Origin of the sequence: Acinetobacter sp. BSP-28 (assembly GCF_044130285.1) — a bacterium.
GTDB lineage: Bacteria > Pseudomonadota > Gammaproteobacteria > Pseudomonadales > Moraxellaceae > Acinetobacter.
This window is the reverse complement of record NZ_JBIQOB010000021.1, coordinates 1-26,422: the sequence shown is the minus strand read 5'-3', so window position 1 is coordinate 26,422 and position 26,422 is coordinate 1. Positions and strand designations below refer to the sequence as shown.

Here is a 26,422-nt window from a genome sequence, read left to right as displayed (position 1 = left end):
CCTCTACAAATGTGAACCACCGATCAATTGATTAAGAAAAACTGTAAGACTGCTGAGTGACCTGCAATGCTGCGGCCACGTCAATCGCCAGTACATAAGGTTTCTGCTGGTAGTAACTGCCCCATTGCAGTTTTGCTTCCCCCAATACTTCCGGATTCGCTTTTTCAATGACATGAAAATGCAGCCCCATCTGTTGCAGTACATAACGCACGGCAGCCGTCCCGGTACACACTGCCCAATCAATATTCATTTGCGATAAATGAAACACCAAAAAAGCCACCATCAGTTTTGCTTTTTCCATGTCCAAAGCTGCTAAATTTCCGATCTCAACAATATTTTGTCTTTTCACTGGAGCATGGCTGAGTTGAGTGAGTATCCGTTCAATCGGTTGATCCAGATACTGTTCAAGAAAAGCCTGAGCTACGCTTAAATGCTCCATACCGATCACGACCTGTATTCCTGCGCCGGCATAACCCGCGAACAAGGTCGAAGAAAACTCACAGACGGAGGCCTGGTGCACTTGGTGGTATTTCTCACGAATAAAGTTTTCTAAAATCATCCGTTCAGGGGTTTCACCTTGTTCCACAGTTTTCACCAGAAGGCTAAGTGATGAATTCTTCGATGTCACAACTGGGTAAGTCGGAATTTTTTTTTGTTCTACAAGTTTTTGAATATTGATCTTTTTTTTATATTTTAATTGACTGTGATTTCGATCCAGATAGTAAGTTTTACTGAATGAACTACAATCCCAATTAAATTTCATCATTATCTTTTTCACCACACATAAACAGCTTGGTGATCAAGTTAGGCCTCGAAACTTAAAAAACGCTTAACTCTAGCAAAGGCGTATTTTTAGGTCATAATGGGTTTGGAGTGTTGATATCTAGAATAAATAAAGCTCAAACTAGGGAGCTCATTCATCCAAAAATCAGAGCTTATCTTTGGTTGATAAATTTATCATTTAAACTTCAATGATCACATTTTTAGCTCTTAACTTTTTGTTATTGATGATTTATTCACCAAAAGATTGTGAGTCCGAGACCTAAAAGCCATGGATTAAAATACATAGAACGCCAGCAATCGTGGCGACATATTTTATTGATGAGAATCGAGGGGAAAGATAAGAAATATGATGCCCATTAAAATCACTAGTCCAATTTTTTTTGTTGAGGTTTGGTAAAATTCATCTATAAATATGCAAACCCAATGCTACAAAAACACTTTCTAAAAACCAGAAAAACACTCTCAATTTACTGCCTAAACCCTCTCCAAAATATTGAGCTGAATATAGCAATAAAGCTAACTCCAAGTTGTACATCTGTCATATTGGCAGAGCTTTGCATATTACTTACACTGCCATGATTTTCAGTATATTTGGTTGATGAACAGAACAAATAATTGGGCAGAACAGGCATCGGGTATTGAGAAAAATGAAACCTGCCCTTCCACTAAAACAGCATGCTTTTACGCTCCAACGAATCAAAGCTCGAGCCTGCAATCATGCAAATAAGATCAGAAATTTATTTAAGTGCTTTTTTGATTCTACTGATCAATGCATTGGCTGCATCATAGTCCTCAAAATCAATATTGATCACACCTTTATTTCCCTGATTCGTCGAGGAGCTTTTAATCACTACTGAAAAAGCATTTGATTCAAGTGGGATAATTTCTGCCGAAACAATATGATCAGCGTTAAGGAAAAAATCTTTTTTTAATTGAATTAACATTTTTTATTCTCGAGTAAAAAACAAGCAATATTTATAGCATATAAATTCAAAAAGTATAAAAATATTATAAATTTCAATGTTAAAAAATTATTTTGTAGATGAACTTTTTTTCTTAGGATCTTACAAATTATATCATCGAGACCAACTCAAGTAAGAAGCTGTTATATTTCTTCATTGTGGCATCATCTAATAATATCGAGTTACCAGACCTTGATATTCATCATAATTATCATTTATGTGAATAATATATAACTATCCTTAGGCTATTTTGAAGGCGGTTGAATCCATCATATTCTGATTAAGGATGGTCATCATTACATAAATTGTCGTCTGGATAATTGAGCTTAGGTCAATTACTTTACTAGAAATCTCTACATGATTCCCCTGCATGCAAGACGCTACGTCATTCTGGGCCTGATGTACAAAAATTAAATTTTTTATAAAATGTAAATTAAAAGCAGCTTTGGCTGAAAAATTTTCTAAAGAACTTACTTTATAGACTACTTGAGATGCTCAGCCCACTATAAAAATGATTGGTATAGAGTGCCTTGTTCAGCATGCTTTGAGGATGGTTTAGTTTCTATTGCTGGATCGTCTATTATTGAATTACACAGTAATCAGCGATTCAATTTAGCAAGGAGCTGTAGCAAGTTGCTACAGCTCCTTCATTTTATTTTTTCAGCATTTTTTTCAGCAAATTTTCCAACTCTTGTAAATTTTTCTCATCAAATTCACTCATTTTTAATGACACTTTTAAAATATTGTGATCAAATTTGATATTCCCTGCAACTTTTCCATCATATTCAATTTTATGCACGATTGACGTTTTAATTGGCTCTTTGCTTTCTTTCGACTTTAAAATTTTTTCTGCCAATAGGGCCAGTTTTGTTTGCTCAACTTCTTTTTTCAGTAATTTCGTCCAAGCTTCTAGCAGTGCTTTTTTAGCATTACTGTAATTCTCTTCGTAATCTGAAAGAAACTTTTTCACAGCTGTAGCGGCAGTGCGTGCCAACAATGTCGGTTGTTGTTCTAAATCGGCAATCAGTTCTTTCGGTAATTTTTCGAAAGATAAATATTTATACATATCCTCCCGGTTCATGCCTAAGGATTTTGCCAACTTTTGCTTGTTCTTTTTTAATTTCTCATCCAGAGAACTCAGACCAACATAAATTTCATAATCCGTTAAGTCTTCCCGTTTTAAATTCTCAGCTAAAGTTAACAGTGCAACTTCTTCATCTGATGCATCGATGACAATCACTTCAATAGTGTTTTTATTGAGAATTTGATGCGCTTTCAAGCGTCGTTCACCCGCAATTAACTCATATTTGTCCTGTACTCGCCGAACTGCAATCGGTTGCAATAATCCAATTTCCTCAATTGAGGCCGCCAAGTCTTCAATATCTTGTTGATTGAATATTTTTCGTGGCTGATTGGGGCTAGGCTGAATGTCTGTAATTTGTACATTACGACGTAATTCTTTCACATCGTTGACATGCTCTTGCTGAGCTTGTTGATGCTTTTGAGTATTTTGCTGAAGACGTTGTGCCAACAATTCTTTTGTACTTACCATAGGATTCTCAGAGTGCTTTTATTCAACACGATTGATGATTTCTTTCGCTAAATCTTGAAAAGCTTTACGAACTTTAGAGTTTTTATCTACGCCCAATAAGGGCTGTTGTAAAATCGCTGCTTGATTTACTTTAGTACTCATTGGAATGGTCGTTTTTAACAATTCGCCGACCTGGCTTAAAGCTTCATCTCGTATCAGTTTACAGACGTTTTGACGTTCATCATGTTTAATCAGCAAAGCACCTAACAGTTTCAATTCGGGATTGACCCGTCGTATTTTACTTAAATGGTTAATTAAGTCAGTGACACCATATAGGCCATATTGTGAACCGGATTCAATCGGCACCATAACATGTGTAGATGCAGCCAAGGCATTACTGGTAAGAAGTTTTAGGCTTGGAGGACAGTCAATCAGGATGAAATCATATAATCCGTTTAATAGTTCCAACTTGTTAGAGAGTTCTTCAGATGGTCTTGGGGCATCATCTTTAAGTTGGTCTTCTGTTTTACCTAATGTAAGTGAACCATAAATTAAAGAAACATTTTTGAAATTGGTTTCTTCTTCTAATGCATCAGACAATAGGCTCAAATCACCTACAAGTAATTCAGCAGAAGTGGTTTCAACCTCACTCGGATGTCTTAATCCGATATGTAGACTTGCATTGGCTTGTGGATCTAAATCAATCACCAATACTTTATTACCCAAGTCTGCTAGCTCTGCGGCTAGATGAACAACCGTGGTTGTCTTTCCGCAACCACCTTTATGGTTTGCTACAGCAATAATTTTAGTCGATTTATTTGTCATATCAGACCCCATTCGAATTATTCTAATATAGTTAAATTTGTAGCAACTTGCTACACTTTATTTGAATGATATTAGGGTTTGTTGACATTTCATAATAGTAGCCAAATAAATATGCAGGCTAAAGCGACAGAATTTTCATAGTTCCGCTTTAGCTTGTCATAACGAGTAGAAATGCCTCTGAATTATTTAAGTCTTGCAAAAGCATTCTCAATTAAGTGTCTGATTTTATATAAATACCAATCTACGTCTGTATTATTGATATTTGAGTTGCATCTTCTAAGGATATTCGCTTGAGTTCCTGTGCTGTTTATCTTTGCTCGGAGCGATTCTGAGTCATAGCCTCTTTCAGCGTACAATATTTCTGTATTTTTCAAGTCCAGGCCATCAATTAAATCTGGTGCAACCTTTACATCATACGTTTTTCCATCTTCAATAATAAATTCTATAGGAGTGCCATTTGCATCTACAGCTAAGTGAATTTTGGAATTGTTTCCGCAACTGCTCTTTGAAAGAGCCTGATGTTTGATTCCTGCTGCATGCTGATGTGCACGAACATGGCTAGCATCAATAAATGCCCATTCCAGATCTGCATGCTTTGACAATAATTTAAATATTTTTATTAAGTTACTGTCTTTGCACCAACGCGTGAACTTCTTAAAAATGGAGTTTGGTTTACCAAAAACTGTAGGTAAATCACGCTAGGGCATCCAGTTCAAATTCGATAAAGAATAGCTTCAATAAAATTTCGAAGATTCTGTTTGAGGTAAATGTCAAAATTATAGACATTAGATTTCAGCTTTAACCAGTGCTAATCAGTCAAGATTGTACGAAGCATAGCGAGGAGTAGATTTGGTTTGGCAATTGAATTCTACTTTCTCGCTATTTTTTTGCACAGCAAATGTCAACAGACCTTAAAATACTAATCAATATTTGCTAAAAGATAAAACAAATCAAATTTTTATATAAAATATAGCTAGCTAATTATAATTAGTATTAATTAATATAATTAAGTAATTATAATTAAGACATTTTTTTTTGTTTAAAAACAATATCTTATAATTTTAAAAGTGGAAGGTTTGTCACCGAAAAGTGGAAGGTTTGTCACCGAAAAGTGGAAGGTTTGTCACTGAAAGGTGGAAGAGCTGTCACTGAAAGGTGGAAGAGCTGTCATTGTAAGGTGGAAGACTTGTCACTATGGTGGAAGACTTGTCACTGGTTTTAAAAAAAACTTAAATTTAAGTTAGAAAATTATTTAAATTCAAACTTTTAATCTGTTGATAAGTTGGATTATCCAGCTTTAAAGGTGGAAGACTTGTCACGCTTACTTTCTTACTTGTGGATAAGTTATGTTTTCCCCTTAAAAATTGCAAAAGAAAGTCCGATTTAGTACTTGATTCTCTCTAAAGGTGGAAGGTTTGTCATTGAAAAGTGGTAAACCTAAGGATTTTTTCACTTATAACGGTATTTTTTGGCCACAAAAAAAAGAAAAGAAATCGATTTAAGCTACCCTCAGTTTATAAAAGTGGAAAGCTTGTCATTAATAAGTGGAAATATTTTTAAAGTTTCCACTTTTAGCTTAAAGATTAAGCTAAATCTAAAAAAATGATGACATGCTTTCCACTCTTGGTCTTTAGAACATCCTTGTAGAGGCATAACCGCTTAAAATGAATCTTTAAGGTGAATATGTTGAATATTATTCCACTTTTATGTATAAATATGGGGGAATAACTTTTAATTTTTCACTTATGAGCGATTTTAACGAAAAAGAAGAAATAGAATATTTACCTTATTGTATCGGCAATATTCGACAGAATGGAGTGGTGAGTACCAGTAACCGTTTAATCCGCCCTATTGAATTGTCTTCTAATGAATATAAGGCACTGCTTTATGCAATGGCGGTTGCAAACTATGGTGAAAAAAATAACCAAGATCGTGAAATTACCGAGCAAACCTATATCTATCTGCATAAAGAAGATCTGGGGGAATTGTTAGGACTCAATAAGAAGAATTCCATTAATGTTGCTATTGACCGGATCTATAAGGAACTTTCATCTCGGGTTGCCCATTTTGTGATTGAAGAGCCTGTAGATGACGTCAAGCGGAAAGTAAAAAAAGTCCATTCTGTGGTACCGATTATCCGGGAACTACGCTGGGAAGATGATGCCAAAAATGCCTTGCAGATTCGCTTTACCAGTGAAGTGCTGCCTTACTTCACCCGTCTGGCAAGCGGAAATTTTACGACTTACCAGTTGAAGGATTTATTTGCTTTAGACTCTGTCACGAGTATGAGTCTATATTCTTATATTGTTAAAAATGAGTTCAAGTATGCTAATCTCGACGCCTATGAAGTTGAACTCACGCTAGAGAATTTAAAAGCGTTGATTGACATCGGTGAAAAAAAATATGACCGTTGGGTAGATTTTAGGCGTTATATTCTGGATAAAATTGTTGAAGAAGTTAATAGTAAAACCAGTCTGCAGCTAGAATATGACACCATTAAGAAAGGCCGTCCGGTTGTGGGTGTGCGGTTTAAAATTGTGAGTGGACATACTGAAGCGGTTATCCCACAATCTAACGAAAAGACTCAAATCTATCTGGATGTAGATTTCGATGATAATGCCATCGTGAAAGAGCTGGGGGCAAAGTTCGATATGACTGTACGTTCCTGGTATATCTATGCCAATGATCCGAATTATAAGCAGTTCAGCAAGTGGTTTAAGACCGAAGGCTGTTTGACCGATTCCCAGGCGAATGTCATTGTGAACGATATTATGTTTCAAATGGATTTTGCTGTGGCCGGTGCGTCCATGAATGATTTCAAGAAAGAGATGAAATATAAGCTCAAAAATGATCCGACTTTTGTTCAGGAAAATCGCGAGCGTTTGAATGAGATTTTTGGTAAAGAAATTATTTAAAAAGTGTAGCAAATTACTACACCTCATTTAAAACATTCCGGGTGAATGATTTGATTTTTGCATGTCTGACATTTGTCGCAAATGACTAGAGTATTTCTGGTACATCTTTTCAGTGAGATGAGGGAAAGCTCATAGGGAAAATGTCGTAGTTCGGACTTACTCACCTTGTCTAACATACAAGGAAAAAATACCTAAATTCTGAATATTTAAAAAGTGTAGTAAGTTGCTACACTTTTTTCTTGGGATTAAAAATCTACTATTCTTATTCATGCCATAACCACACGACAAATTATGTCTTTTTCCACCCTTTTATTACTGCATGATTGAAAATTTTAGGTGAAATCATCGGATTGATAAGTTACTAATTTGAACTTTCATAATAATGAGCCAACTGTAACAACTACAAAAACGACTCTGGAATATTGCCAATACCTTGAATGGCACTATGGGGAGAAAATAATTTCGGGATTACAAGAAAAAAACAGGCCTATCAGCACCTTTGCGAAGAGGATAATCTGAAGCCAGAGGCGATGAAAAATGTTCGGGAATATTACGAGTTCTCCAAGCATTTGCCGAGTAAGGAAGAACTGAAAGACTTGCCAAATTATAAGGTGAAGCTGTTTGAATGGGATAATGTGTTTAGTAATCTGCTGATCAAGACCCGGCAGTTGATCGAAAAGTTTTATGTAGGGTTTTAACAGCAGCCCGTGATGTGATCCGGGACAGGAGGGGATCATGTCACAGCAGTGAATTATTATCTAGATGCATCTCAGTTCATGGATTGAACCGAATGCATTACATGTCTGTACCAGTTGCAATACTCGTTCGATTTACAGCGATTTTGCCAGCTATTAGTGTCTAAATAAGCAATCGATTGACTTGTGCCGATAAAAAAGAAAGTAAAAAGTAACGGCTCAAAAAGGCATGATGCCTCCTTATTTTTTTGTATGCTAAATAGCCTAAGTATGACAGACAATTACTCAAACAGAGGAAAAAATTATGTATAAAAGCGGACCAGTAATAACTGCTATTTTGTGAGCTTATTAAATTCCTCTGTATTGGAATGTTGAAAAGACTGACATTTAAAACATACTCAATTATTCTTCAAATTAAGTTGCACTCAGGTAGGTTGGGACAATGGGGGGGTACCTCTTTCTTTTCTACTTGCAAATACCTAGGGATGCCTTGTTGAAGAAAAATGCGGACTTGATAAAGCTCATACCCCATCATACTGATATATAATTGATTACAATCAAATGAACTGAGCGACTGGAGCCGCGATGTCTGTACAGCATTTTGACGATGACACCCATGAAGATGATTTAATTAGTCCAGAAGAGCGTGCTCAGGCAGCGAGTAAAACCACTTGGGTGAGTGTAGGGGTTAACCTGGTTTTATCGATCTTTCAGATTGTGGTCGGGATTTTTGCCAAGTCACAAGGCCTGATAGCGGATGGTATTCATACCCTCAGTGATTTGGTGGCTGATTTTATTGTGCTGTTTGCCAACCATCACAGTAAAAAAGAGGCAGATGCCGACCATCCTTTTGGTCATTACCGCTTTGAGAACGCAGCCTCCTTTATTCTCGGCCTACTTTTGTTGGCGGTCGGCATGGGAATGCTTGTCATGGCAACCAACAAGATTCTCAATCCGGAACAGATTCCGAAAGTACAGACAGTAGCCTTGTATATCGCCATGCTGGCCCTGGTAGGCAAAGAATTATTGTTTCGTTACATGCTGAAAGTGGCCAAAAAAGTCAAATCCAGTATGTTGGTAGCGAATGCATGGCATGCCCGTTCTGATGCAGCTTCATCTTTGGTGGTGCTGGTCGGGATTGCAGGAAACCTGTTGGGTTATCCTATTCTTGATCCGATTGCTGCCCTGGTGGTCGGTTTGATGATTATTAAAATGGGTTGGGAATTTGGCTGGCAAGCATTAAGTGATCTGATGGACCGGGCGGCAGATGAACATGAAATCCAGGCCATAGAACAGACCTTCCTTTCCACTGAAGGTATTCAGGGCGTACATAATATTCGGACCCGTAAAATGGGAGATATGATTATCGTGGATGCACATATTGAGGTAGATGGCAATCTGACTGTTCGTCAAGGACATGATATTTCAGTGAATGCGAGAAATCAGGTGATGAAGAAGCATCAGGTGATTGATGTCATCACCCATATGGATCCGGTTTGATTTATCCTAAAATGGTGAATAACAGCCTAAGCGACCGGGCGCTGAACAGCATCAATGAAAATCGAAAAATAGCTTTATTGGGTCCAGCGCCACCTTGTGTTTCATATTGAAGGTGACATAACAGCAATAAAATAATTTTCAAAAATGTCTTTAGAATAAAATTTGAGTAACAACGCATATGAATATGAAGAAACTCACGCTGGTCGGTGCAGTAGTGATTCTGGGGTTGGTGGCCTATCTGCTCTGGAAAAATATGAACCAGCCTAATACAGAGGCTTTAGTCAGTGGTAATGGACGGATTGAGGCGACTGAAATCAATATATCCAGTAAGTTATCCGGCCAGTTGGAAGAAATCCTGGTACAGGAGGGAGATTTTGTTGAGCCTGGCCAAGTTTTGGCTCGGATTAAAGTCTCTGCACTGGAAGCCCAACTACGTGAAGTCCAAGCCCAGCAGCGCCAGGCTCAGGATGGCATTGCGACTGCAGAAGCTCAGGTGTCGATGCGCATCAGTGAAAAAGCTGCAGCCAAAGCGATGGTCGAGCAGCGTGAAACAGAACTGGTCGCTGCAAAGAACCGTTTGGCACGTACCGAAATTCTGGCCAAAGAAGGTGCATCATCGAAACAGCAACTGGATGATGAGCGGGCTGATGTCAAAAGTGTCGCAGCCGTGCTAAGTGCGGCAAGAGCACAAGTGGACAGCGCACAAAGTGCGATTGTCGCGGCACGCAGCCAGGTGTCGAGCGCCCGTTCGCAAGTCGATGCTATCAAGGCAACAATTGAACGGATCAATTTTGATATTGAAGATGCCCAGCTTAAGGCACCGTTAAAGGCGCGTGTCCAGTTTCTGGTAGCGCAGCCGGGTGAAATGATTTCGGCAGGTGGACGGGTTATGAATCTGATCGATCTGTCTGATGTGTATATGACTTTCTTCCTGCCGGAAACCGTGGCTGGACGTATCGCAATAGGCACTGAAGTCCGTATCGTACTGGATGCGGCCAAAAACGTGGTGATTCCTGCCAAGGTATCATTTGTCGCGGATACTGCGCAATTCACGCCGAAGACGGTGGAAACTGAAAGTGAACGTCAGAAACTGATGTTCCGTATTAAGGCAAAAATTGATCCAGCGTTGTTACAGAAACACATCCAGCAAGTCAAAACCGGTCTGCCAGGTGTGGCCTATATCAAAATTGACGAGAATGCGCCTTGGCCTGCATTCCTCAGCAATCTGGTTCAATCATGACAGCAGTATCTGCACAGGGCGCAATCGTTGCCGAGATTCAGCAGGTCAGTCTGAAATATGGCAAAACCCAGGCCTTAAAGGACATTTCCTTGTCACTGCCTGCGGGTTGCATGATGGGTCTGATCGGCCCGGATGGCGTGGGGAAATCCAGCCTGCTGGCCTTGCTGGCCGGTGCCAAGGTCGTTCAGCAAGGTCGCTTGATGGTCCTCGGTGGTGATATTGCCGATGCCAAGCACCGCAGAAAAGTCTGCCCGCATATTGCCTATATGCCGCAGGGCTTGGGCAAGAACCTATCCAAAACCCTTTCGGTTGAAGAAAACCTGCAGTTTGTTGCGCGTCTGTTTGGGCATAATGCTGCTGAAAGCCGGAAACGTATTGATGCACTGACCAAAAGTACGGGGCTGTATGAATTTCTCGATCGTCCGGCCGGGAAACTGTCCGGCGGGATGAAGCAGAAACTTGGCCTGTGCTGTTCCCTGATTCATGATCCCGACTTTCTGATCCTGGATGAGCCAACTACAGGGGTTGACCCCTTGGCACGTGCACAATTTTGGGAGTTGATTAACCGCATTCGTAATGTCCGCCCACAGATGAGTGTGATTGTGGCAACTGCCTATATGGATGAAGCACAGGGCTTTGACTGGCTGGCGATGATGGATGCAGGCAGTATCCTGAAAACGGGTAGTCCCGAGGAACTGCTGACTGAGACTGACAGTCACAGTCTGGAAGAAGCCTATATCAAGCTGTTGCCAGAGCAAAAGAAACAGGGTTATGAACCGGTGGTGATTCCGCCTTTAGCGGATGATGGTTCGGATGGCTATGCGCTGGAAGCCAAGGAGCTGACGGTCAAATTTGGTGACTTTACCGCAGTGGATCATGTCAATTTCCAAATTCGGCGTGGAGAAATATTTGGATTCTTAGGCTCGAATGGTTGTGGTAAATCGACCACGATGAAGGTCTTGACCGGATTGCTGGAGGCTTCGGAAGGGCAAGCCTGGCTGTTCGGGCAACCGGTGCAAGGCAGTGATATTGCTACCCGTCGGCGTGTTGGTTATATGTCGCAATCCTTTTCACTCTACAGTGAACTGACGATTATCCAGAACCTGGTACTGCATGCCAAACTGTTTCATGTGCCGGAAGAACAGATTGATGCGCGTGTTGAGCAGATGCTCCAGCGTTTTGATCTGATGGAACTGAAAGACAAATTGCCTGACGATTTGCCGCTCGGGATCCGCCAGCGTCTGTCACTGGCGGTGGCGCTGGTCCATAATCCGGAAATCTTGATTTTGGATGAACCAACCTCCGGTGTAGACCCGATTGCCCGGGATAAATTCTGGCATGATCTGATCACCCTGTCGCGCAAAGATGGGGTCACCATCTTTATTTCCACGCACTTTATGAATGAAGCTGAGCGCTGTGACCGGATGTCGCTGATGCATGCCGGTCGGGTTTTGGACAGTGCTGCACCGGTGCAACTGATGCAGAACCGGCAGGCTGCATCTTTGGAAGATGCATTTATTGGCTATCTGCTGGATGCTGGTGCAGGCAGCCAGACTCCCGCTGAAGAAGAGCTGGAGAGTAGTCCAGCCGAGCGTCAACCTGCCCGGACGCAGCAGAGAAAATCCAGTCGATTTAGCCTGCAACGCCTGCTTAGTTATGCCTGGCGGGAATCGCTGGAACTGGCCCGTGACCCGATTCGCGCTACCATGGCTTTGGTCGGCTCGATTATTCTGCTCTTTGTCATGGGTTACGGCATTACCATGGACGTGGATGATCTGACTTTTGCAGTGCTGGATCGGGACCAGACCGGGCTGAGCCAGAATTACAGCATGAGTATTGCCGGTTCGCGTTATTTTGTTGAAAAGCCTCCTTTGCAAAGTTATGACGACCTGGATCAGCGCATGCGCAGTGGCGATATTGCTTTAGCCATTGAGATTCCGCCCGGTTTTGCCCGGGATGTGGCCCGGGGCGAAGAGGTCAAGATTGGGGCCTGGATTGATGGGGCCATGCCACAGCGTGCCGAAACGGTCCAGGGATATGTACAGGGCATTCATGCACACTGGTTGATGCAGCAGGCACTGGAGCAAAGCGGGTATAAGATGTCGAGTACGGTCAATGTGGAAACCCGATTCCGCTATAACCCGGATATCAAGAGCTTGCCGGCGATGGCACCAGCCTTATTTCCGCTGCTCATCCTGCTGATTCCGGCCATGCTGACAGCGCTGTCTGTGGTGCGGGAAAAAGAACTGGGTTCGATTGTCAATTTGTATGTCACCCCGGTCACCCGTAGCGAATTCCTGATCGGCAAGCAGATTCCGTATGTCGTACTGGCCATGCTGAACTATTTCCTGATGTGCCTGATTATTGTGGTGATGTTTGATGTGCCGATTAAAGGCAGTTTTCTGACCCTGACCCTGGCCTCATTCCTGTTTATTATTTTTTCCACGGGTACGGGGTTGTTGGCTTCCGCCCTGACCAAGAGTCAGATCGCTTCGATGTTTCTGGTAATGCTTGGTACGCTGATTCCGGTGATGCAGTTTGCCGGTATTATTAATCCGGTTTCTGCGCTGGAAGGCTTTGGTCGCTGGTTTGGCGGGATTTATCCTGCCACACATATGGTGAATATCAGCCGTGGCGTGTTTAACAAAGCTTTAAGTTTTGAGGATTTGCATCAGTCGCTTTGGGTCATCCTGCTATCGGTGCCTGTCATTATGTGTGCGGCAATCCTTGCACTAAAAAAACAGGAGTCCTAGGATGTTCAGCCAGAAAATACAGAATATCTACCAGCTCGGTTGCAAGGAATTGTGGAGTCTATGGCGTGATCCGGTCATGCTGATTCTGATCATCTACACCTTTACCGTGGCGATTTATACGGCGGCCACCGCCATGACCGATAGCCTGAACATGGCTCCGATTGCAATTGTAGATGAAGATCATTCAACCTTGTCGGAGCGAATTACCTCTGCATTTTATCCACCGTATTTTATTCCACAAAGCACTGAACTGAATTACATGGATGCCGGAATGGATGCCGGTGAGTTTACGTTTGCCTTAAATATTCCGGTTAATTTCCAGGAAGATGTACTCGCAGGAAACGAGGCTGCGATTCAGGTCAATGTGGATGCCACACGCATGTCTCAGGCGATGACCGGGGCAGGTTATATCCAGCAGATTGTACAGTCCGAAGTGAGTGAATATGTGCTGCACAGCCGGGAAGTGAGCAGTATGCCGGTCGAGCTGGAGATGCGTGCCCGCTTTAACCCGACGCTGGACCAGAAATGGTTCGGCAGTGTCATGGAAATCATCAATAATGTGGCGATGCTCTCCATCATTCTGACCGGAGCTGCGTTAATCCGGGAACGTGAACATGGCACGGTGGAACACCTGATGGTGATGCCGGTGACGGTGTTTGAAATTATGATGTCCAAGGTCTGGTCCATGAGTCTGGTGGTGTTGCTCGCGGCATTTGTCGGGCTGAAACTGGTGGTACAGCTGGCCTTAAAGGTTCCGATTGAAGGGAATTTGTGGCTCTTCTTCTTTGGCGCCTTGTTGACCCTGTTTGCCACCACCTCGATGGGCATCTATCTTGCGACCATGTCGAAATCCATGCCGCAGTTTGGTCTGTTGATGATGCTGATTTTGATCCCGATGGAAATGCTCTCAGGCGGGATGACACCACGTGAAAGTATGCCGGAGTTTTTACAGTATTTTATGCTGATCGCCCCGACCACGCATTTTGTCGAGCTGGCCCAAGCCATTCTGTATCGAAATGCCGGGTTGAATATCGTTTGGCCGTCGTTTGTCTGGCTGGTTGGAATTGCCGTGGTGTTTTTTTATGTGGCCTGGAAACGTTTTAAAGACACCATTCATACCATGACCTGAGCATTTTTCTAGCGGTACTTTTTAGGAAAAATTAAGGATAAGTCAATTTTGGCATTTTTGAGTAGAGATAGGTTGCTAGCAAACCTATCTTTCTTATCTATAGACTGAGGATTTATCCCCATCATGGGTTGACCGTGTTCGGATCATATAAAAAAGCGATCTTATGCCACTGTCACATTAAATAATGATCCGATCCATGAGCTGAATAACATTGCGATAATTCCCCAAAGCATTACCCGAATTGAGCCTCTCCAGATACTGACTCCGCCCACATAACTCGCCAATGCCCCCATAATGCCGAGGCTTAATACTCCGATCAGCATCACGCCTTTCTCTAAGTATTGCTCGGGCAGCAGCATAATTGAAATTAAAGGAAAGAGTGAACCAACAGTAAATGCAATGGCTGAAGAGAATGCAGCACGAAAGGGCTGGGCAGAGGTATGATCCAAAATACCAATTTCATCACGAGCATGTGCATCTAAAGCATTATGTGCGGTCAGTTGGCGGGCGACTTCTTCAGCTAAAGTGGGTTGTAAGCCACGTTGTATGTAAATATTCTTGAGCTCATTTAATTCAGGCTCGGGATGGCGTTGCAGTTCACGTTCTTCCATCTCCAGATCATTCTTTTCAATGTCTTGTTGTGATTTAACTGAGATATATTCACCGGCCGCCATCGATGCAGCCCCAGAGATCAATCCGGCGATACAGGTCACCAGTAGCGTATGAGTAGATGCGCCACTGGCTGCGATTCCCACCACCAGACTGGTGACCGAAATAATCCCGTCATTTGCGCCCAGCACCGCTGCACGTAACCATCCAGCACGTTCGATGTAATGTTTTTCAAGATGATATGAATGGCGCACGATGGATTCCCCTTGTTGTTATCATGATGATTATAGTTAAATTTCTTTCACTGCAGACATTATTATTGACTAATTTCAAAAAAAGCTGCTGCGTAACCTCAGTGATTTGGCTCTCTAATCTTTCCAGCAAACCTGCACAATGAAGCTAAGATCAATCGTGGCTACAATACACCTCATACAGTGTTTGCATGATTTTTAGCACTCGCATATCGCTTAATTGATAAAAAATCTGTTTACCTTCCCGTCGTGTCGATACGATCTGACTGCTTCTTAATACAGTCAGTTGTTGTGACAAGGTGGGTTGGTGAATATCCGTGCGAAGTTCTATTTGCTGGACATTCAGCTCGCCATCGACCAAAACACAGAGAATTTTAAGACGGTCAGAGTTGGATAAAACTTTCAGACAATCACTGACAAGATCGACTTGTGCAAAGTCTATTCGCGCTTTTAACGGTGTAGTGTTCATGCATGTGTCCTAATAACCAATGATGAGATACAAAAAAATTCAGCTTTGCTGCTTGAATATTTTTATTTATTATATAATATAAAAATATATATTGTAAATGAGTAGATTTACCATGCATGATTTTCTCATCGCATTTCTAGGCGGATTACTGCTGGGGGTAGCCGTGGTTGGTTATCTTTATGTACATGGCCGTATTGCTGGGATCAGCGGATTGATTGGACAGGTACTGAATCCACAAACCATATTTAAAACTCCAGCTATCTGGTTTATGTCAGGTTTGATTATCACGCCTTTTATTTATGGGTTATTTGTCCAGCCTGAGATCGAGTTGAATGCCAGTCCTCTGATGATGATCATCGCGGGTCTGCTGGTTGGCTTTGGTACGCGCCTGGGTTCAGGATGTACCAGTGGTCATGGGATTTGTGGGATGAGCCGTTTATCGAAACGTTCTATCCTGGCCACCATGAGTTTTATGTTCGCTGGTTTTGTCACAGTTTATATCATTCGCCATATCACAGGAGCTTTCTAAATGAAGAATTTTCTGGCTTTCATTTTCGGCGGTTTGTTTTCTGTGGGGCTGATGGTCTCCGGGATGTCGAATCCGGAAAAAGTGCTCGACTTCCTGGATCTGTTTGGGAACTGGGATGCCAGCCTGGCTTTTGTGATGATGGGTGCAATTGCTGTAGCATTTATTCCCTTTCAAAAAGCGCTACGCAGCCAGGCACCTAAAACGATCTTTAATGAACCGATCGACTTGCCAAAGAATAACAAAATTGATCCTAAACTGATTTCGGGCAGTCTGCTCTTTGGTATCGGTTGGGGGATTGCCGGGATATGTCCTGCACCAAGTTTTACCCTGATTGGTCTTGGGCATTATCAGGTCCTGTATTTTATTGCCGCAATGCTTGTGGGCGTGTTGATTCACCGTAAGTGGGCAGGAGCTTAATCATGTCAAATTCCCCAGTTGTAAAAGACTTTTTCCATGAAGATACCAATACCTTCAGTTATGTGGTGAGTGATCCATCAACGAAAGCCTGCGCCATTATTGACAGCGTGCTGGATTATGATGCCGCCTCTGCAACGACCTCGACCACTCATGCCGATCAGATTATTGCCTATATCCAGGCACAGGGATTAACCGTTGTGTGGATTCTGGAAACCCATGTCCATGCCGATCACTTGACTGCAGCGCAGTATCTGAAACAGGAACTGGGTGGCAAGATTGCAATCAGCCAGAAAATTGCGGTGGTGCAGCAGACCTTTGCTGCAATTTATCATCTGGATATCAAGCAGGTGAATGCCAATCAGCCATTCGATCATTTATTTGAAGATGGCGAACATTTCAAAATTGGTGAGCTGGATGTTTATAACATCCCAACACCGGGGCATACGCCTGCTTGCCTGAGCTATGTGGTTGAAGATGCTGTCTTTGTGGGTGACACGCTGTTTATGCCGGATTATGGTACGGCCCGTTGTGATTTTCCAAAGGGTAGTGCAGAACAGCTTTTTGATTCGGTACAAAGCCTGTATCAGCTCCCAGAAGATACCCGGGTCTTTTTATGTCATGACTATTTGCCTGAAACACGTGAATCGTATGTGTGTGAAACCAATATTCAGGCTCAGAAAACACAGAATATCCATATTCACGAGGGAATCAGCAAGGCTGAATTTACCCAGATGCGAAACCAGCGTGATGCCGGACTGAGTATGCCAAAGCTGATCCTGCCTTCCATTCAGATCAATATGAAAGGTGGACAGTTTCCAGCACCAGAAGAGAATGGGGTTTCTTATTTAAAGCTTCCGCTGAATTACTTCAAATAGGCAAGCTTTAAGATGAAACAAGCAGGTTCTTTTGTCGAATCACTTGAGTCAAGAGAGGTACAGGGGTGATGTGGTTGATACTGGAAGGGCTGGCAATTGGTGGCTTGCTGGGCTTAACGGGTGCTGGCGGCGGTATTCTGGCTGTGCCAGCACTCATGGCGAGTCAGGGGTGGACAGTAGCACAGGCTGCACCTGTGGGCTTGCTGGCGGTGACTCTATCAGCACTGGTTGGAACATTTGAAGGTTTGTCCAAGCGCATCGTACGTTATCGTGCCGCGCTCTGGATTGCACTGATCAGTATTCCGTCAGCGCGTTATGGCGTGCATTTGGCTGGAATTATCTCTCCTGTATGGCTCACGCTGGCTTTCAGTTTGGTGATGCTGATCATCGCTTACCGGATCTTCTTTAATAAGGTCCATGATCATGGAAATGCACTGTGCAAGGTTAATCAAACGACTGGTCGCCTGATCTGGAATATGAAAACTGCATTGTCTCTCGGCGCCATTGGTGTCGTGGCAGGTTTACTGACCGGTTTGCTTGGCGTGGGTGGGGGGTTCGTGATTGTCCCGGCACTGCGTAAAGTGACTGACCTGGATATGCGCAGCATCGTTGCAACTTCGCTGATGATTATTTTCCTGATTGGCGGTGTCAGTATTTCTGTACACGTATTGGATGGCTTTCAATACCCTGTTTCGGTCACGCTGACTTTCGTTCTGGCCTGTATTGTGGGCATGTTAATAGGACGTCGTGCGATGCACCGGATAGACAGTAATCAGGTGCAGAAAATTTTTGCCACGACTGTGATTGGGGTGGCGATCTATTTAATCTATTCAGCACTCATGGGCTAGTTCTGTACGCTGTCTGGATAAAAATGCCTGAGTTGATGCCTGCCGGATGAGATTTGTCATCTGGCTGGACATTAAACAGCTGTAGCATATGAAAAGACTTGAGCACAGCTACGGTTTGCATAGCCTGATCGTGGCAACAGGGTTGAAACAAGCCGGTTGGAAATTGAAGCTAAACAGCTTTTAATCTACCTGGTCATAGTTTATAAAATATGAATATGATTTTATGGCTGAGGAAGAATGAAAATGATGAAAACTGCAGAGCAATTGATTCTGAATGCAAAAAGCCGGATTCAGGAAGTGAGTGTAGCTGAACTGTTTGAAGCGATGAAAAACCATAAGACCATTTTGATTGATGTTCGGGAACCGGATGAATTTCAGGCGGCAGCGATAGACCGGGCGGTGAATTATCCTCGTGGTGTTTTAGAAATGAGGATTCACCAGCATCCTTTGGCGAGCCATCATTGCGATACCCTGCAGGCTTTGGAACATCTTAAAGATCAGCCGATTTATTTGATCTGTGGCACGGGTGGACGTTCCGCATTGGCAACCGATACCTTACAGAATATGGGTTTTACCCAGGTCAAGTCTGTGCAGGGCGGTTATCAGGCCTGGCTGGAGCAGGGTTATCCGGTAGAAAAATAAGCCGTAGAATAGGTAAAAAACCGTATTGTTTAATGTGAGAGGCAGTGATGAAATACAAAGAATTAACCCAGAACATTTCAGGCAGTTTAAGAACCTTAACTCAGGATTCACCTGATTTAATGAAAAGTTTTAATCAGTTATCCCAGACGGCTATGCGTGATGGCGTGATTGATCCCAAAACCAAGGAAATGATTGCTCTGGGGATTGGTGTCGCATCGCGTTGTGATGGGTGTATTGGTTTTCATGTCAGAACCCTGGTTAAAATGGGGATGACCCTGCAGGAGCTGGAAGAGCTTTTAGGGGTTGCTGTATATATGGGCGGTGGGCCTTCATTGATGTATGCCGCAAATGCACTGGATGCCTTTAAAGAGTTTTCCAGCTGATTGGATACGGGTCAATGGATGGCTGGCAGTCCTGCAGAGGTTAGAATCAAGCTGATTGAATAACAGGTGGATAAATCACAAAAAAACTGATGATTGAGGCTTCGTACTATTGATCTTGATCAGATTTCCTCATGCTAAAAAGTGTGCTTCAACAAGCGCACTTTTTTTGGCTGTATCTTAAGATTCAACTCAGCTTGAGTTGCTATGCTGTACTTAAAATAAAGTCAGCACAGGTTTTTTATGCTTCAGCGTACAACCACTTCTTCAACGGATTTACTGATCCGGTTTCTGCATATTGTCATCATGTTGAGTTTTACCGGGGCTTATCTGACTGGGGATGCAGAAGAATGGCATCAAATCCATATGGCCTTTGGCTATACCCTCGGGATCAGTCTGATATTAAGAATTTTATGGCAGTTTTGCGCTCCTCGGCTAGCTCATACTCAGCCTTCAGGGCCAAGCCGACGATTACAGGTAATCAAGCCCTTTGTGCAGCGTTATTGGGCACAGCCGCAGCAATGGCTTTCGCCAACATTTTTAAAAGCAGCCAGTTCCAGCCTGTTTCAGCTCAGCATAGTGGGTATTTTTCTCCTGTTGCCTTTAACGGTACTGGCTGGATTTTTTACCGACTATACGCATAGCCACAGTTTAAAAGAAATTCATGAATTATTCGCCAATCTGTTTTTAGCCAGTGTGTTGCTGCATTTGACAGCACTGATATTAAATAGTGTTTTGCTGAAAAAATGGCTGGCAAAACGGATGTTCTGGGGGAGCGAAACCCATTCATGGTTCACCCTGTTTGCTTCACTCTTTTCACTGGGTGTGTTGATCGCTTTCTGGTTTTTCTATTTTAGCTAAGCTTATATGAACGCAGAACAGAGAAGGAGATGATATTCAAACATTTCCTTTGACACATTGAGATGGTTCATAACATCCAATGACAAAGCATTGATGGAATGGATGGTTTAAATGGGATGAGTTCTGATAGGGGGGGAGTAATGAAAGTCATTAAGTTTGTGGCTTATTGGATAATCACCATTATACAGTTCTTTGGCGTTTACACCTATTTCAATGAGGTACTTGATTGGCATGGGATAGTGGGAATAATCGTGGCGATTATTACAGCGGGGATTCCTGTTGTTGGCACGACTGTAGGTGTGCTTGGGGTACATTATGGATGGGATTGGACTTGGCCTGCGGCTTTGGCATTGTACTTATGTCCGTACATTTTGATGGGCCTGATTATTCTTTTATATACTCTGTTTGATCATTGATCGCTCCTAACTCGTAGCATGACGGGTCTGAAGCCACGCCCCATCTGCGCTGTCTGCTGCTATGGATTGGTGAAGCCACAGCAACAATACTGCATGTACGCTGCTGTGACAGAATTCACTCATAATCCGTTGGTCTGCATGGGCTATCCCTACATTAAAACGTGGGAAATTCTGCATATATTGTTTTTAAATGGTTTCCAGCCATTGAATTTCAGATAACAGCTATTGTGTTAATTTTATAAATTTTTAATAAAAAACAAAAAATATATCCATTTAAGAAAACTCTCTTAGGATTAGATCTCGATGGCTTTTTAATATCCAGTAGGTATCAAAGAATCAAGCAATGGGCTAAATCAATTAAAAAAAGACATTTTAGTTATCTGGCTCATTGCAAAAGATAAATAAACATCCAGTTTTATAAAAAATTTAGCAGTAATAATAGGTACTTATACTGTATCATCTATTGATCTAATTCCTGATAAATTAATGTGTTTTCACAATTTAAGTGATTATGCCAGTTAGTTTTTTTTCAAACAATTTTATAATTTTAATGGTAAATTAGGGATTCAGTACACCTAATGAATGGAAGTCTAAAAACTAACTAGAAAAATTGAGGAAAATTATGGGTGCTTTAACAGGATTTAAAGTTCTTGATTTAAGTCGAATTCTAGCAGGGCCGTGGTGTAGTCAAATACTAGCAGATCTGGGTGCAGAGGTGATCAAAGTTGAGAGACCTTTTCAGGGAGATGATACCCGTATTTGGGGACCTCCTTTTTTAAAAAATAATCAGGGTGATGAGACTGGTGAATCTGCTTATTATCTATCTGCGAATCGAGGAAAGTATTCAGTCGCCATTGACATGGCAACAGAAGAAGGCCAAACGCTGATTAAAAAAATGGTCTTAGACTGTGATGTGCTGATTGAAAATTATAAAGCTGGTTCATTAAAAAAATACGGTCTGGATTATGAAAGCATGAGTCAACTCAATCCGAAATTAGTTTACTGTTCAATCACAGGTTTTGGACAAACAGGTCCACGCGCCATTGAACCGGGATATGACTTTATTATTCAAGGCATGGGCGGCATGATGAGTGTTACAGGTGAGCGTGATGATTTACCCGGAGGTGGGCCGCAGAAGGCGGGTCTGGCATTTGCAGATTTAACTACAGGCTTATATGCTGCAATTGCCATTCAGGCCGCATTGCTTTCACGAGTGAGTACTGGTGAAGGTCAGCATATTGATATGGCGCTCTTAGACTCTCAAGTTGCTTCTCTTTCGGTATTAGCAATGAATTATTTAACGTCAGAAAAAATACCGGGCCGTTTAGGGAATGCACATGCCAATATTGTCCCGTACCAAGTCTTTAAGGCGAAGCAAGGTGAGTTTATTATCGCTTGCGGTAATGACCAGCAGTTTCAGATGTTATGTGACAGTATTTGCCTACCAGAACTTTCTCAAAATCCAAAATTTGTAAAAAATATGGGCCGTGTGACCCATCGTGAAGAAATTACCGCGTTATTGCAGCAGCATTTTATGACTCAACCCGCAAAGTATTGGGTCGAACGTATTCATGCGGTGAAGGTTCCGGTTGGTATGATTAATGATTTACAGCAAGCATTAGAAGAAGAGCAGGTGATATCCCGTAAAATGCTCGTCAGGATGGAGCATCCATTACGTTCCGATTATCTTTCAATTGGTTCACCCATTAAATTGTCTAAAACCCCAGTCCAATATGTTAAAGCACCCCCTTATTTGGGTGAGGATACTGACAAAATTTTAAACCGTTTTGTTTCTGAAGATGAATTGAAAGCTTTAAAGCTTAAAAATATCATTCAGCAAGGCTAAAGTAAAAGGCACGCTATGTGCCTTTTAATCTTTTGATTTTAATCACAGAAAACAGCAAACTCTTCGGCAGGAACACGCGGTGTATGTAATTGATTCACTGCTTGAGTTTGATCGGCATATCCCAACGCCACAGCGCAAACTAATTCTTCATTTTCCGGAATGTCAAGAACCTTGGCTACAATTTGATGAAATGGGTTCCATGCGGCTTGAGGGCAGCTATCAATTCCACGTGCTTTGGCTGCGATCATGACATTTTGAATCATCATCGCAATGTCCATTTTTGAGCCAGTTTCTAAAGTCGTGCTTAAAGTAAAAAATAGGCCTACGGGAGCATCAAATAACTGATAATTACGTAAATGTTGCTGCTGCATTTTCTGCTGTTCACCTTTTTTAATATCTAGCAAACCGTAAAGTCCCCAGCCGTTTTCACGGCGGCGCTCAATAAATGGCGATGTCCATTGCTCGGGATAATACTTAAACGTTTCTTGATGATGGCTTGTAATTTCAGGCTGCTCAAAAATCTGGCTTTGCGCTGCACAGACCTGCTGAATCAGCTCTTTGCGTTTTTGGCCAGTCACGACATAAACTTTCCAAGGCTGAATATTGTTGCCTGACGGTGCACGGCAGGCGATGTTTAAAATATCTTTGATGGTCTGTTTATCAAGTGGGGTATTTTTAAAAGCACGTACAGAATGCCTTGAGGTAATGGCTTGATCCACCAAGGTATGTTGCTGCATTTGAAACTCCTTTTAATCTTCATATTTTGATTTTATGTAACTTCATAAATTTTATCAGTCCAAAACCTTGTGCATTGCTAGAAATAAAAATCGTACTAATTCGTGTCAGCATCAGGTTGTGCAAGGTGGATCTGTTTGAGGCCTGTATTCAACTTGTTGAGTAAGTGGATTAAACTGGCTAAATCATCTAAGGCAAAGCCAGACATTGCTTGACGGTAGAACTGAAAAAATTGTTCCTGTAAGTCGAGCCAGCTTTGTTGTCCGGATAGCGTGAGAGCTACATTTTTAGCCCGTTTGTCTTGATGAGAGGTGACACGTTGTACACTGCCTTCACGCTCTAATCGTTTTAAAACATTGTCTAAACTTTGCCGGCTAACCCCTAAGTATTCGGTTAAATCGGAAAATGACATGCCTGCATTATTGAGGTGCGGGCGTGAAAGAGCGCCCATCACAGCCCAATGAACGGGTGAAATACCAAGTTCATTTAAACATTGGCGATCAAGACTATTGCCTACCTGAAATAATCGGAAAAACAGCCGATTATGAATCATATATAAAGATTGATCGTAAATTCCAAGTTTTGAATCAGACATAGTTATTAAGCACGTTTTCTATTGATATTTGCAGCTAGTATATCGGCTCAAAACATAAGTACAGCTATTTTTGAGAAAAATTCGCTTTCCGTTTTTCTAAAAATGCCTGTATGCCTTCAGCAGCATCAGCGCTTTGGCTGCATTCCACAAAAAGTTTGGCTTCCAATTCAAGCCCCTTATAGATATTTAAATCGGTTGCGGATTGAACCGCTTGAATAATTTGCTGAATCGCTGCTGGAAATTGTGCTGCCAATGAATCTAAATAGGCTTTTCCGCTTTCAATCGGATCTTGCATGTCTATAATCTGATTCACCAAGCCGATGTTATAGGCTTCTTCTGCAGACACAATTTTGCCACTGGCAACCATTTCAAGCGCTTTTGATACCCCAATTAAACGCGGTAAGCGCTGTGTTCCGCCATAACCAGGAATTAAACCGAGTTTTATTTCAGGAAGTCCAAGACCTGCATCAGGGCTGCATAATCTAAATGTACAAGCCAAAGCCAGTTCAAGTCCGCCGCCCAAAGCCATGCCATGAATACAGGCTAGTGTTGGAAATTTTAATTCATGTATTTGCTGGAATAAGGCCTGACCTATTTGTATTTTATGCAGATGTTTTGCAGGACTTTTATTCAGTAATTCTGTAATGTCTGCACCCGCACAAAAGGCTTTGCCTTCACCCACGAAAATGGCGGCACGTAGATTCAGTGTTGAAATTTCCGACACAATTTTTTGTAAATTTTCAATCATATCTGCATTTAATGCATTTCTTGCTTCAGGGCGGTGCAATCGAATAACCGCAATATTATTTTCATAGTGAAGTTTAACAGGCATGTCCCATTTCCTTGGAAAATCAAATTTATAAAAAGCATAGGCTGAATCGTTTTTATGTCAATATATAAATATAAATTAATTTAAAAAATACCATTTATTAGGGTTTTATATTTATATATATGTAATGGTATTGACATAAAAAAAATCATTCACTAATCTGAGCTGGCTGTTTATTCAACAAGTTCGGGTTTTGATTTCTGTCAGAAATATCCAGACTACAATTGGATACGTATGGCTGACGGAGTGCTAAAAACAGTAATGAACTAAAACAACAATAACAATCAAGGAGTTGATTGATGAGTCAAGTCGATATGCAGAGTTTAGCGAGTGCAGCTAAATTCAACGGTTTTCATGCCAAAGTTTTAATGTGGTGTATGCTGATTATTATTCTCGATGGATATGATATTTCTGTTGCAGGAGCAGCTTTACCTTCGATTATGGAACAAATGAATGTAAGTGCTTCAACTGCTGGATTTATGGCGAGTTCAGCGCTATTTGGAATGATGATTGGTGCTATTTTTTTTGGTGGTCTTGCCGATAAAATTGGCCGCCGCTTAACCATTGCCATTTGTGTATTTTTATTCAGTGCTTTTACTGCGATAGCAGGTTTAACTGATGATCCCGTGACATTCAGTATTGTGCGTTTTATTGCGGGATTAGGCATCGGAGGTGTGATGCCAAATGTGGTTGCGCAAATGACGGAATATTCACCGAAGAAAGTGCGTAATGTTATGACCTCCTTGATGTTTTCGGGTTATGCTGTAGGCGGAATTTTAGCGGCGGTTTTAGGCAAGCAGTTTATTGTGCAACATGGCTGGCAGGTGGTGTTCTATGCTGCAGGTCTACCAGTCGTTTTGCTACCCTTTATCTTAAAATCTATGCCGGAATCTGTGGTTTATTTGGTGAAACACAATAAACAGGCCGAACTACGTAAGATTGCAGAGCAAATTACACCGCAAGCACAATTCCCTGCGGATGCAGTTTTTGTTAATGGTTCATCAAATAATAATTTAAAACCAACGGTGGGGCTGTTATTCAGTGACGGACGTGCTTTCAGTACTCTGATGTTTTGGGTGGCATTTTTTACCTGCCTGTTTATGGTTTATGCGTTAAGCACTTGGCTCACAAAGTTAATGGCAATGTCTGGCTATTCATTAGGTTCAGCACTTACTTTTGTGATAGCTCTGAATATTGGCGCAATTGTTGGTGCAGTCGGCGGTGGCTGGTTAGCAGATCGCTTCCACATTAAATGGGTGCTGGTCATTATGTATGCCTTGGGCAGTGTCTTTCTGTATCTAATGACCTTACCTATGCCGATTACCATGCTGTATTTCATTATTGCTGTTGTGGGCGCTTGTTCAACAGGTGCGCAAATCGTTGCATATTCATACTGCGGTCAATTTTATCCAAGCGTGATCCGTTCAACAGGAATTGGCATGGCATCAGGTGTTGGACGTTTAGGCGCGATTGGCGCACCGCTATTAATTGGTTTTATTGTGGCTTTAAATTTACCAATTCAGCAAAACTTCTTTGTGATTGCTTTAGCAGGTTTAATTGGCGCTGTGGCTTTATCTTTAATTAATCATAGACGTGCAGATATGGCGCAAATACAGAGTAAAACCAATTTTAATTTAAAAGCTGAGGAAGCGTAAAATGAAAGCAGTGGTTGCTGTAAAACGTGTGGTTGATGCCAACGTTAAAGTTCGCGTTAAACCGGACAATAGTGGGGTTGACCTTACTAACGTTAAAATGTCAATTAACCCATTCTGTGAAATCGCAGTGGA

24 protein-coding genes and 3 pseudogenes are annotated in these 26,422 nt (G+C 41.9%); 17 read left to right on the top strand and 10 right to left on the bottom strand.

Translation table 11 applies throughout. From position 1 onward, the window contains the following. Positions 1 to 31: 31 nt before the first annotated feature. The 5 genes and pseudogenes from ACE01R_RS14135 to ACE01R_RS14115 all read right to left on the bottom strand — a co-directional run bounded on the left by ACE01R_RS14135 (position 32) and on the right by ACE01R_RS14115 (position 4,897). Complete coding sequence (locus tag ACE01R_RS14135; RefSeq protein WP_395551938.1) at positions 32 to 766, bottom strand: thermostable hemolysin; 735 nt, start codon at positions 764 to 766, stop codon at positions 32 to 34. 754 nt (positions 767 to 1,520) lie between these two features. Continuing rightward, entirely contained in the window at positions 1,521 to 1,727 is a 207-nt protein-coding gene (locus tag ACE01R_RS14130) for a hypothetical protein (protein WP_395551937.1), read from the bottom strand. Positions 1,728 to 2,397: 670 nt separating this feature from the next. Next, positions 2,398 to 3,297 carry a ParB/RepB/Spo0J family partition protein gene (locus ACE01R_RS14125; protein ID WP_395551936.1) on the bottom strand — a complete coding sequence of 300 codons (900 nt, stop codon included), beginning with the start codon at positions 3,295 to 3,297 and terminating at the stop codon, positions 2,398 to 2,400. A gap of 18 nt (positions 3,298 to 3,315) precedes the next feature. Then, positions 3,316 to 4,101, bottom strand: coding sequence for a ParA family protein (locus ACE01R_RS14120; RefSeq protein WP_395551934.1), 786 nt, complete (start codon positions 4,099 to 4,101; stop codon positions 3,316 to 3,318). Between the two features lie 89 nt (positions 4,102 to 4,190). Next, positions 4,191 to 4,897: pseudogene (locus ACE01R_RS14115) on the bottom strand (IS5 family transposase). A gap of 949 nt (positions 4,898 to 5,846) precedes the next feature. Between ACE01R_RS14115 and ACE01R_RS14110 the strand changes: the two are divergent. From ACE01R_RS14110 to ACE01R_RS14085, 6 genes and pseudogenes are all read left to right on the top strand, one after another. After that, entirely contained in the window at positions 5,847 to 7,016 is a 1,170-nt protein-coding gene (locus ACE01R_RS14110; protein ID WP_395551933.1) for a RepB family plasmid replication initiator protein, read from the top strand. Between the two features lie 476 nt (positions 7,017 to 7,492). Continuing rightward, positions 7,493 to 7,714, top strand: a pseudogene (locus tag ACE01R_RS14105) (hypothetical protein); the annotation flags it as partial. A gap of 582 nt (positions 7,715 to 8,296) precedes the next feature. After that, the gene (locus tag ACE01R_RS14100; protein ID WP_395551932.1) at positions 8,297 to 9,211 is read left to right on the top strand and encodes a cation diffusion facilitator family transporter; all 915 of its coding nucleotides are present in this window, start codon (positions 8,297 to 8,299) and stop codon (positions 9,209 to 9,211) included. 178 nt (positions 9,212 to 9,389) lie between these two features. Continuing rightward, positions 9,390 to 10,451, top strand: a complete 1,062-nt coding sequence (locus ACE01R_RS14095) for an HlyD family secretion protein (protein WP_395551931.1) — start codon at positions 9,390 to 9,392, stop codon at positions 10,449 to 10,451. Further along, positions 10,448 to 13,204, top strand: a complete 2,757-nt coding sequence (gene rbbA / locus ACE01R_RS14090) for a ribosome-associated ATPase/putative transporter RbbA (protein WP_395551930.1) — start codon at positions 10,448 to 10,450, stop codon at positions 13,202 to 13,204. Before ACE01R_RS14095 ends, rbbA begins: the two co-directional genes overlap by 4 nt. 1 nt (position 13,205) lies before the next feature. Continuing rightward, entirely contained in the window at positions 13,206 to 14,333 is a 1,128-nt protein-coding gene (locus tag ACE01R_RS14085) for an ABC transporter permease (RefSeq protein ID WP_395551929.1), read from the top strand. A gap of 161 nt (positions 14,334 to 14,494) precedes the next feature. Here the strand turns inward: ACE01R_RS14085 and ACE01R_RS14080 are convergent, their stop codons facing one another. Continuing rightward, the gene (locus ACE01R_RS14080; RefSeq protein WP_395551928.1) at positions 14,495 to 15,196 is read right to left on the bottom strand and encodes a VIT family protein; all 702 of its coding nucleotides are present in this window, start codon (positions 15,194 to 15,196) and stop codon (positions 14,495 to 14,497) included. A 151-nt stretch (positions 15,197 to 15,347) separates the two neighbouring features. Next, a complete protein-coding gene (locus ACE01R_RS14075) occupies positions 15,348 to 15,662 on the bottom strand; it encodes a metalloregulator ArsR/SmtB family transcription factor (RefSeq protein ID WP_395551927.1) in 315 nt (104 codons plus the stop codon). A gap of 112 nt (positions 15,663 to 15,774) precedes the next feature. Here ACE01R_RS14075 and ACE01R_RS14070 point away from each other — a divergent pair, with 112 nt between their 5' ends. The 9 genes from ACE01R_RS14070 to ACE01R_RS14030 all read left to right on the top strand — a co-directional run bounded on the left by ACE01R_RS14070 (position 15,775) and on the right by ACE01R_RS14030 (position 22,476). Then, positions 15,775 to 16,191 carry a YeeE/YedE family protein gene (locus ACE01R_RS14070; protein ID WP_395551926.1) on the top strand — a complete coding sequence of 139 codons (417 nt, stop codon included), beginning with the start codon at positions 15,775 to 15,777 and terminating at the stop codon, positions 16,189 to 16,191. Then, positions 16,192 to 16,608 (top strand): DUF6691 family protein, encoded by a 417-nt coding sequence (locus tag ACE01R_RS14065; protein ID WP_395551925.1) that lies wholly within the window; start codon positions 16,192 to 16,194, stop codon positions 16,606 to 16,608. A 2-nt stretch (positions 16,609 to 16,610) separates the two neighbouring features. After that, positions 16,611 to 17,483, top strand: a complete 873-nt coding sequence (locus ACE01R_RS14060) for an MBL fold metallo-hydrolase (RefSeq protein ID WP_395551924.1) — start codon at positions 16,611 to 16,613, stop codon at positions 17,481 to 17,483. Positions 17,484 to 17,551: 68 nt separating this feature from the next. Next, positions 17,552 to 18,331 carry a sulfite exporter TauE/SafE family protein gene (locus ACE01R_RS14055; protein WP_395551923.1) on the top strand — a complete coding sequence of 260 codons (780 nt, stop codon included), beginning with the start codon at positions 17,552 to 17,554 and terminating at the stop codon, positions 18,329 to 18,331. A 246-nt stretch (positions 18,332 to 18,577) separates the two neighbouring features. Continuing rightward, entirely contained in the window at positions 18,578 to 18,973 is a 396-nt protein-coding gene (locus ACE01R_RS14050; protein ID WP_395552030.1) for a rhodanese-like domain-containing protein, read from the top strand. 47 nt (positions 18,974 to 19,020) lie between these two features. Further along, complete coding sequence (locus tag ACE01R_RS14045; RefSeq protein ID WP_092819707.1) at positions 19,021 to 19,356, top strand: carboxymuconolactone decarboxylase family protein; 336 nt, start codon at positions 19,021 to 19,023, stop codon at positions 19,354 to 19,356. A 240-nt stretch (positions 19,357 to 19,596) separates the two neighbouring features. Then, positions 19,597 to 20,214 (top strand): cytochrome b/b6 domain-containing protein, encoded by a 618-nt coding sequence (locus ACE01R_RS14040; RefSeq protein ID WP_395551922.1) that lies wholly within the window; start codon positions 19,597 to 19,599, stop codon positions 20,212 to 20,214. 251 nt (positions 20,215 to 20,465) lie between these two features. Continuing rightward, on the top strand, positions 20,466 to 20,630 hold the full coding sequence (locus ACE01R_RS14035) for a hypothetical protein (RefSeq protein ID WP_237788169.1): 165 nt from the start codon (positions 20,466 to 20,468) through the stop codon (positions 20,628 to 20,630). 622 nt (positions 20,631 to 21,252) lie between these two features. After that, entirely contained in the window at positions 21,253 to 22,476 is a 1,224-nt protein-coding gene (locus ACE01R_RS14030) for a CaiB/BaiF CoA transferase family protein (RefSeq protein WP_395551921.1), read from the top strand. A gap of 38 nt (positions 22,477 to 22,514) precedes the next feature. Here the strand turns inward: ACE01R_RS14030 and ACE01R_RS14025 are convergent, their stop codons facing one another. The 3 genes from ACE01R_RS14025 to ACE01R_RS14015 all read right to left on the bottom strand — a co-directional run bounded on the left by ACE01R_RS14025 (position 22,515) and on the right by ACE01R_RS14015 (position 24,638). Beyond that, positions 22,515 to 23,213, bottom strand: a complete 699-nt coding sequence (locus ACE01R_RS14025; protein WP_395551920.1) for a nitroreductase — start codon at positions 23,211 to 23,213, stop codon at positions 22,515 to 22,517. A 95-nt stretch (positions 23,214 to 23,308) separates the two neighbouring features. Next, positions 23,309 to 23,806 (bottom strand): MarR family winged helix-turn-helix transcriptional regulator, encoded by a 498-nt coding sequence (locus tag ACE01R_RS14020; protein WP_395551919.1) that lies wholly within the window; start codon positions 23,804 to 23,806, stop codon positions 23,309 to 23,311. Positions 23,807 to 23,870: 64 nt separating this feature from the next. Next, a complete protein-coding gene (locus tag ACE01R_RS14015) occupies positions 23,871 to 24,638 on the bottom strand; it encodes an enoyl-CoA hydratase/isomerase family protein (RefSeq protein WP_395551918.1) in 768 nt (255 codons plus the stop codon). A gap of 296 nt (positions 24,639 to 24,934) precedes the next feature. Between ACE01R_RS14015 and ACE01R_RS14010 the strand changes: the two genes are divergently transcribed. Continuing rightward, positions 24,935 to 26,290: an MFS transporter gene (locus ACE01R_RS14010; protein WP_395551917.1), complete on the top strand. Its 1,356-nt coding sequence runs from the start codon at positions 24,935 to 24,937 to the stop codon at positions 26,288 to 26,290. A 1-nt stretch (position 26,291) separates the two neighbouring features. Beyond that, a pseudogene (locus ACE01R_RS14005) lies at positions 26,292 to 26,422 on the top strand (electron transfer flavoprotein subunit beta/FixA family protein); the annotation flags it as partial.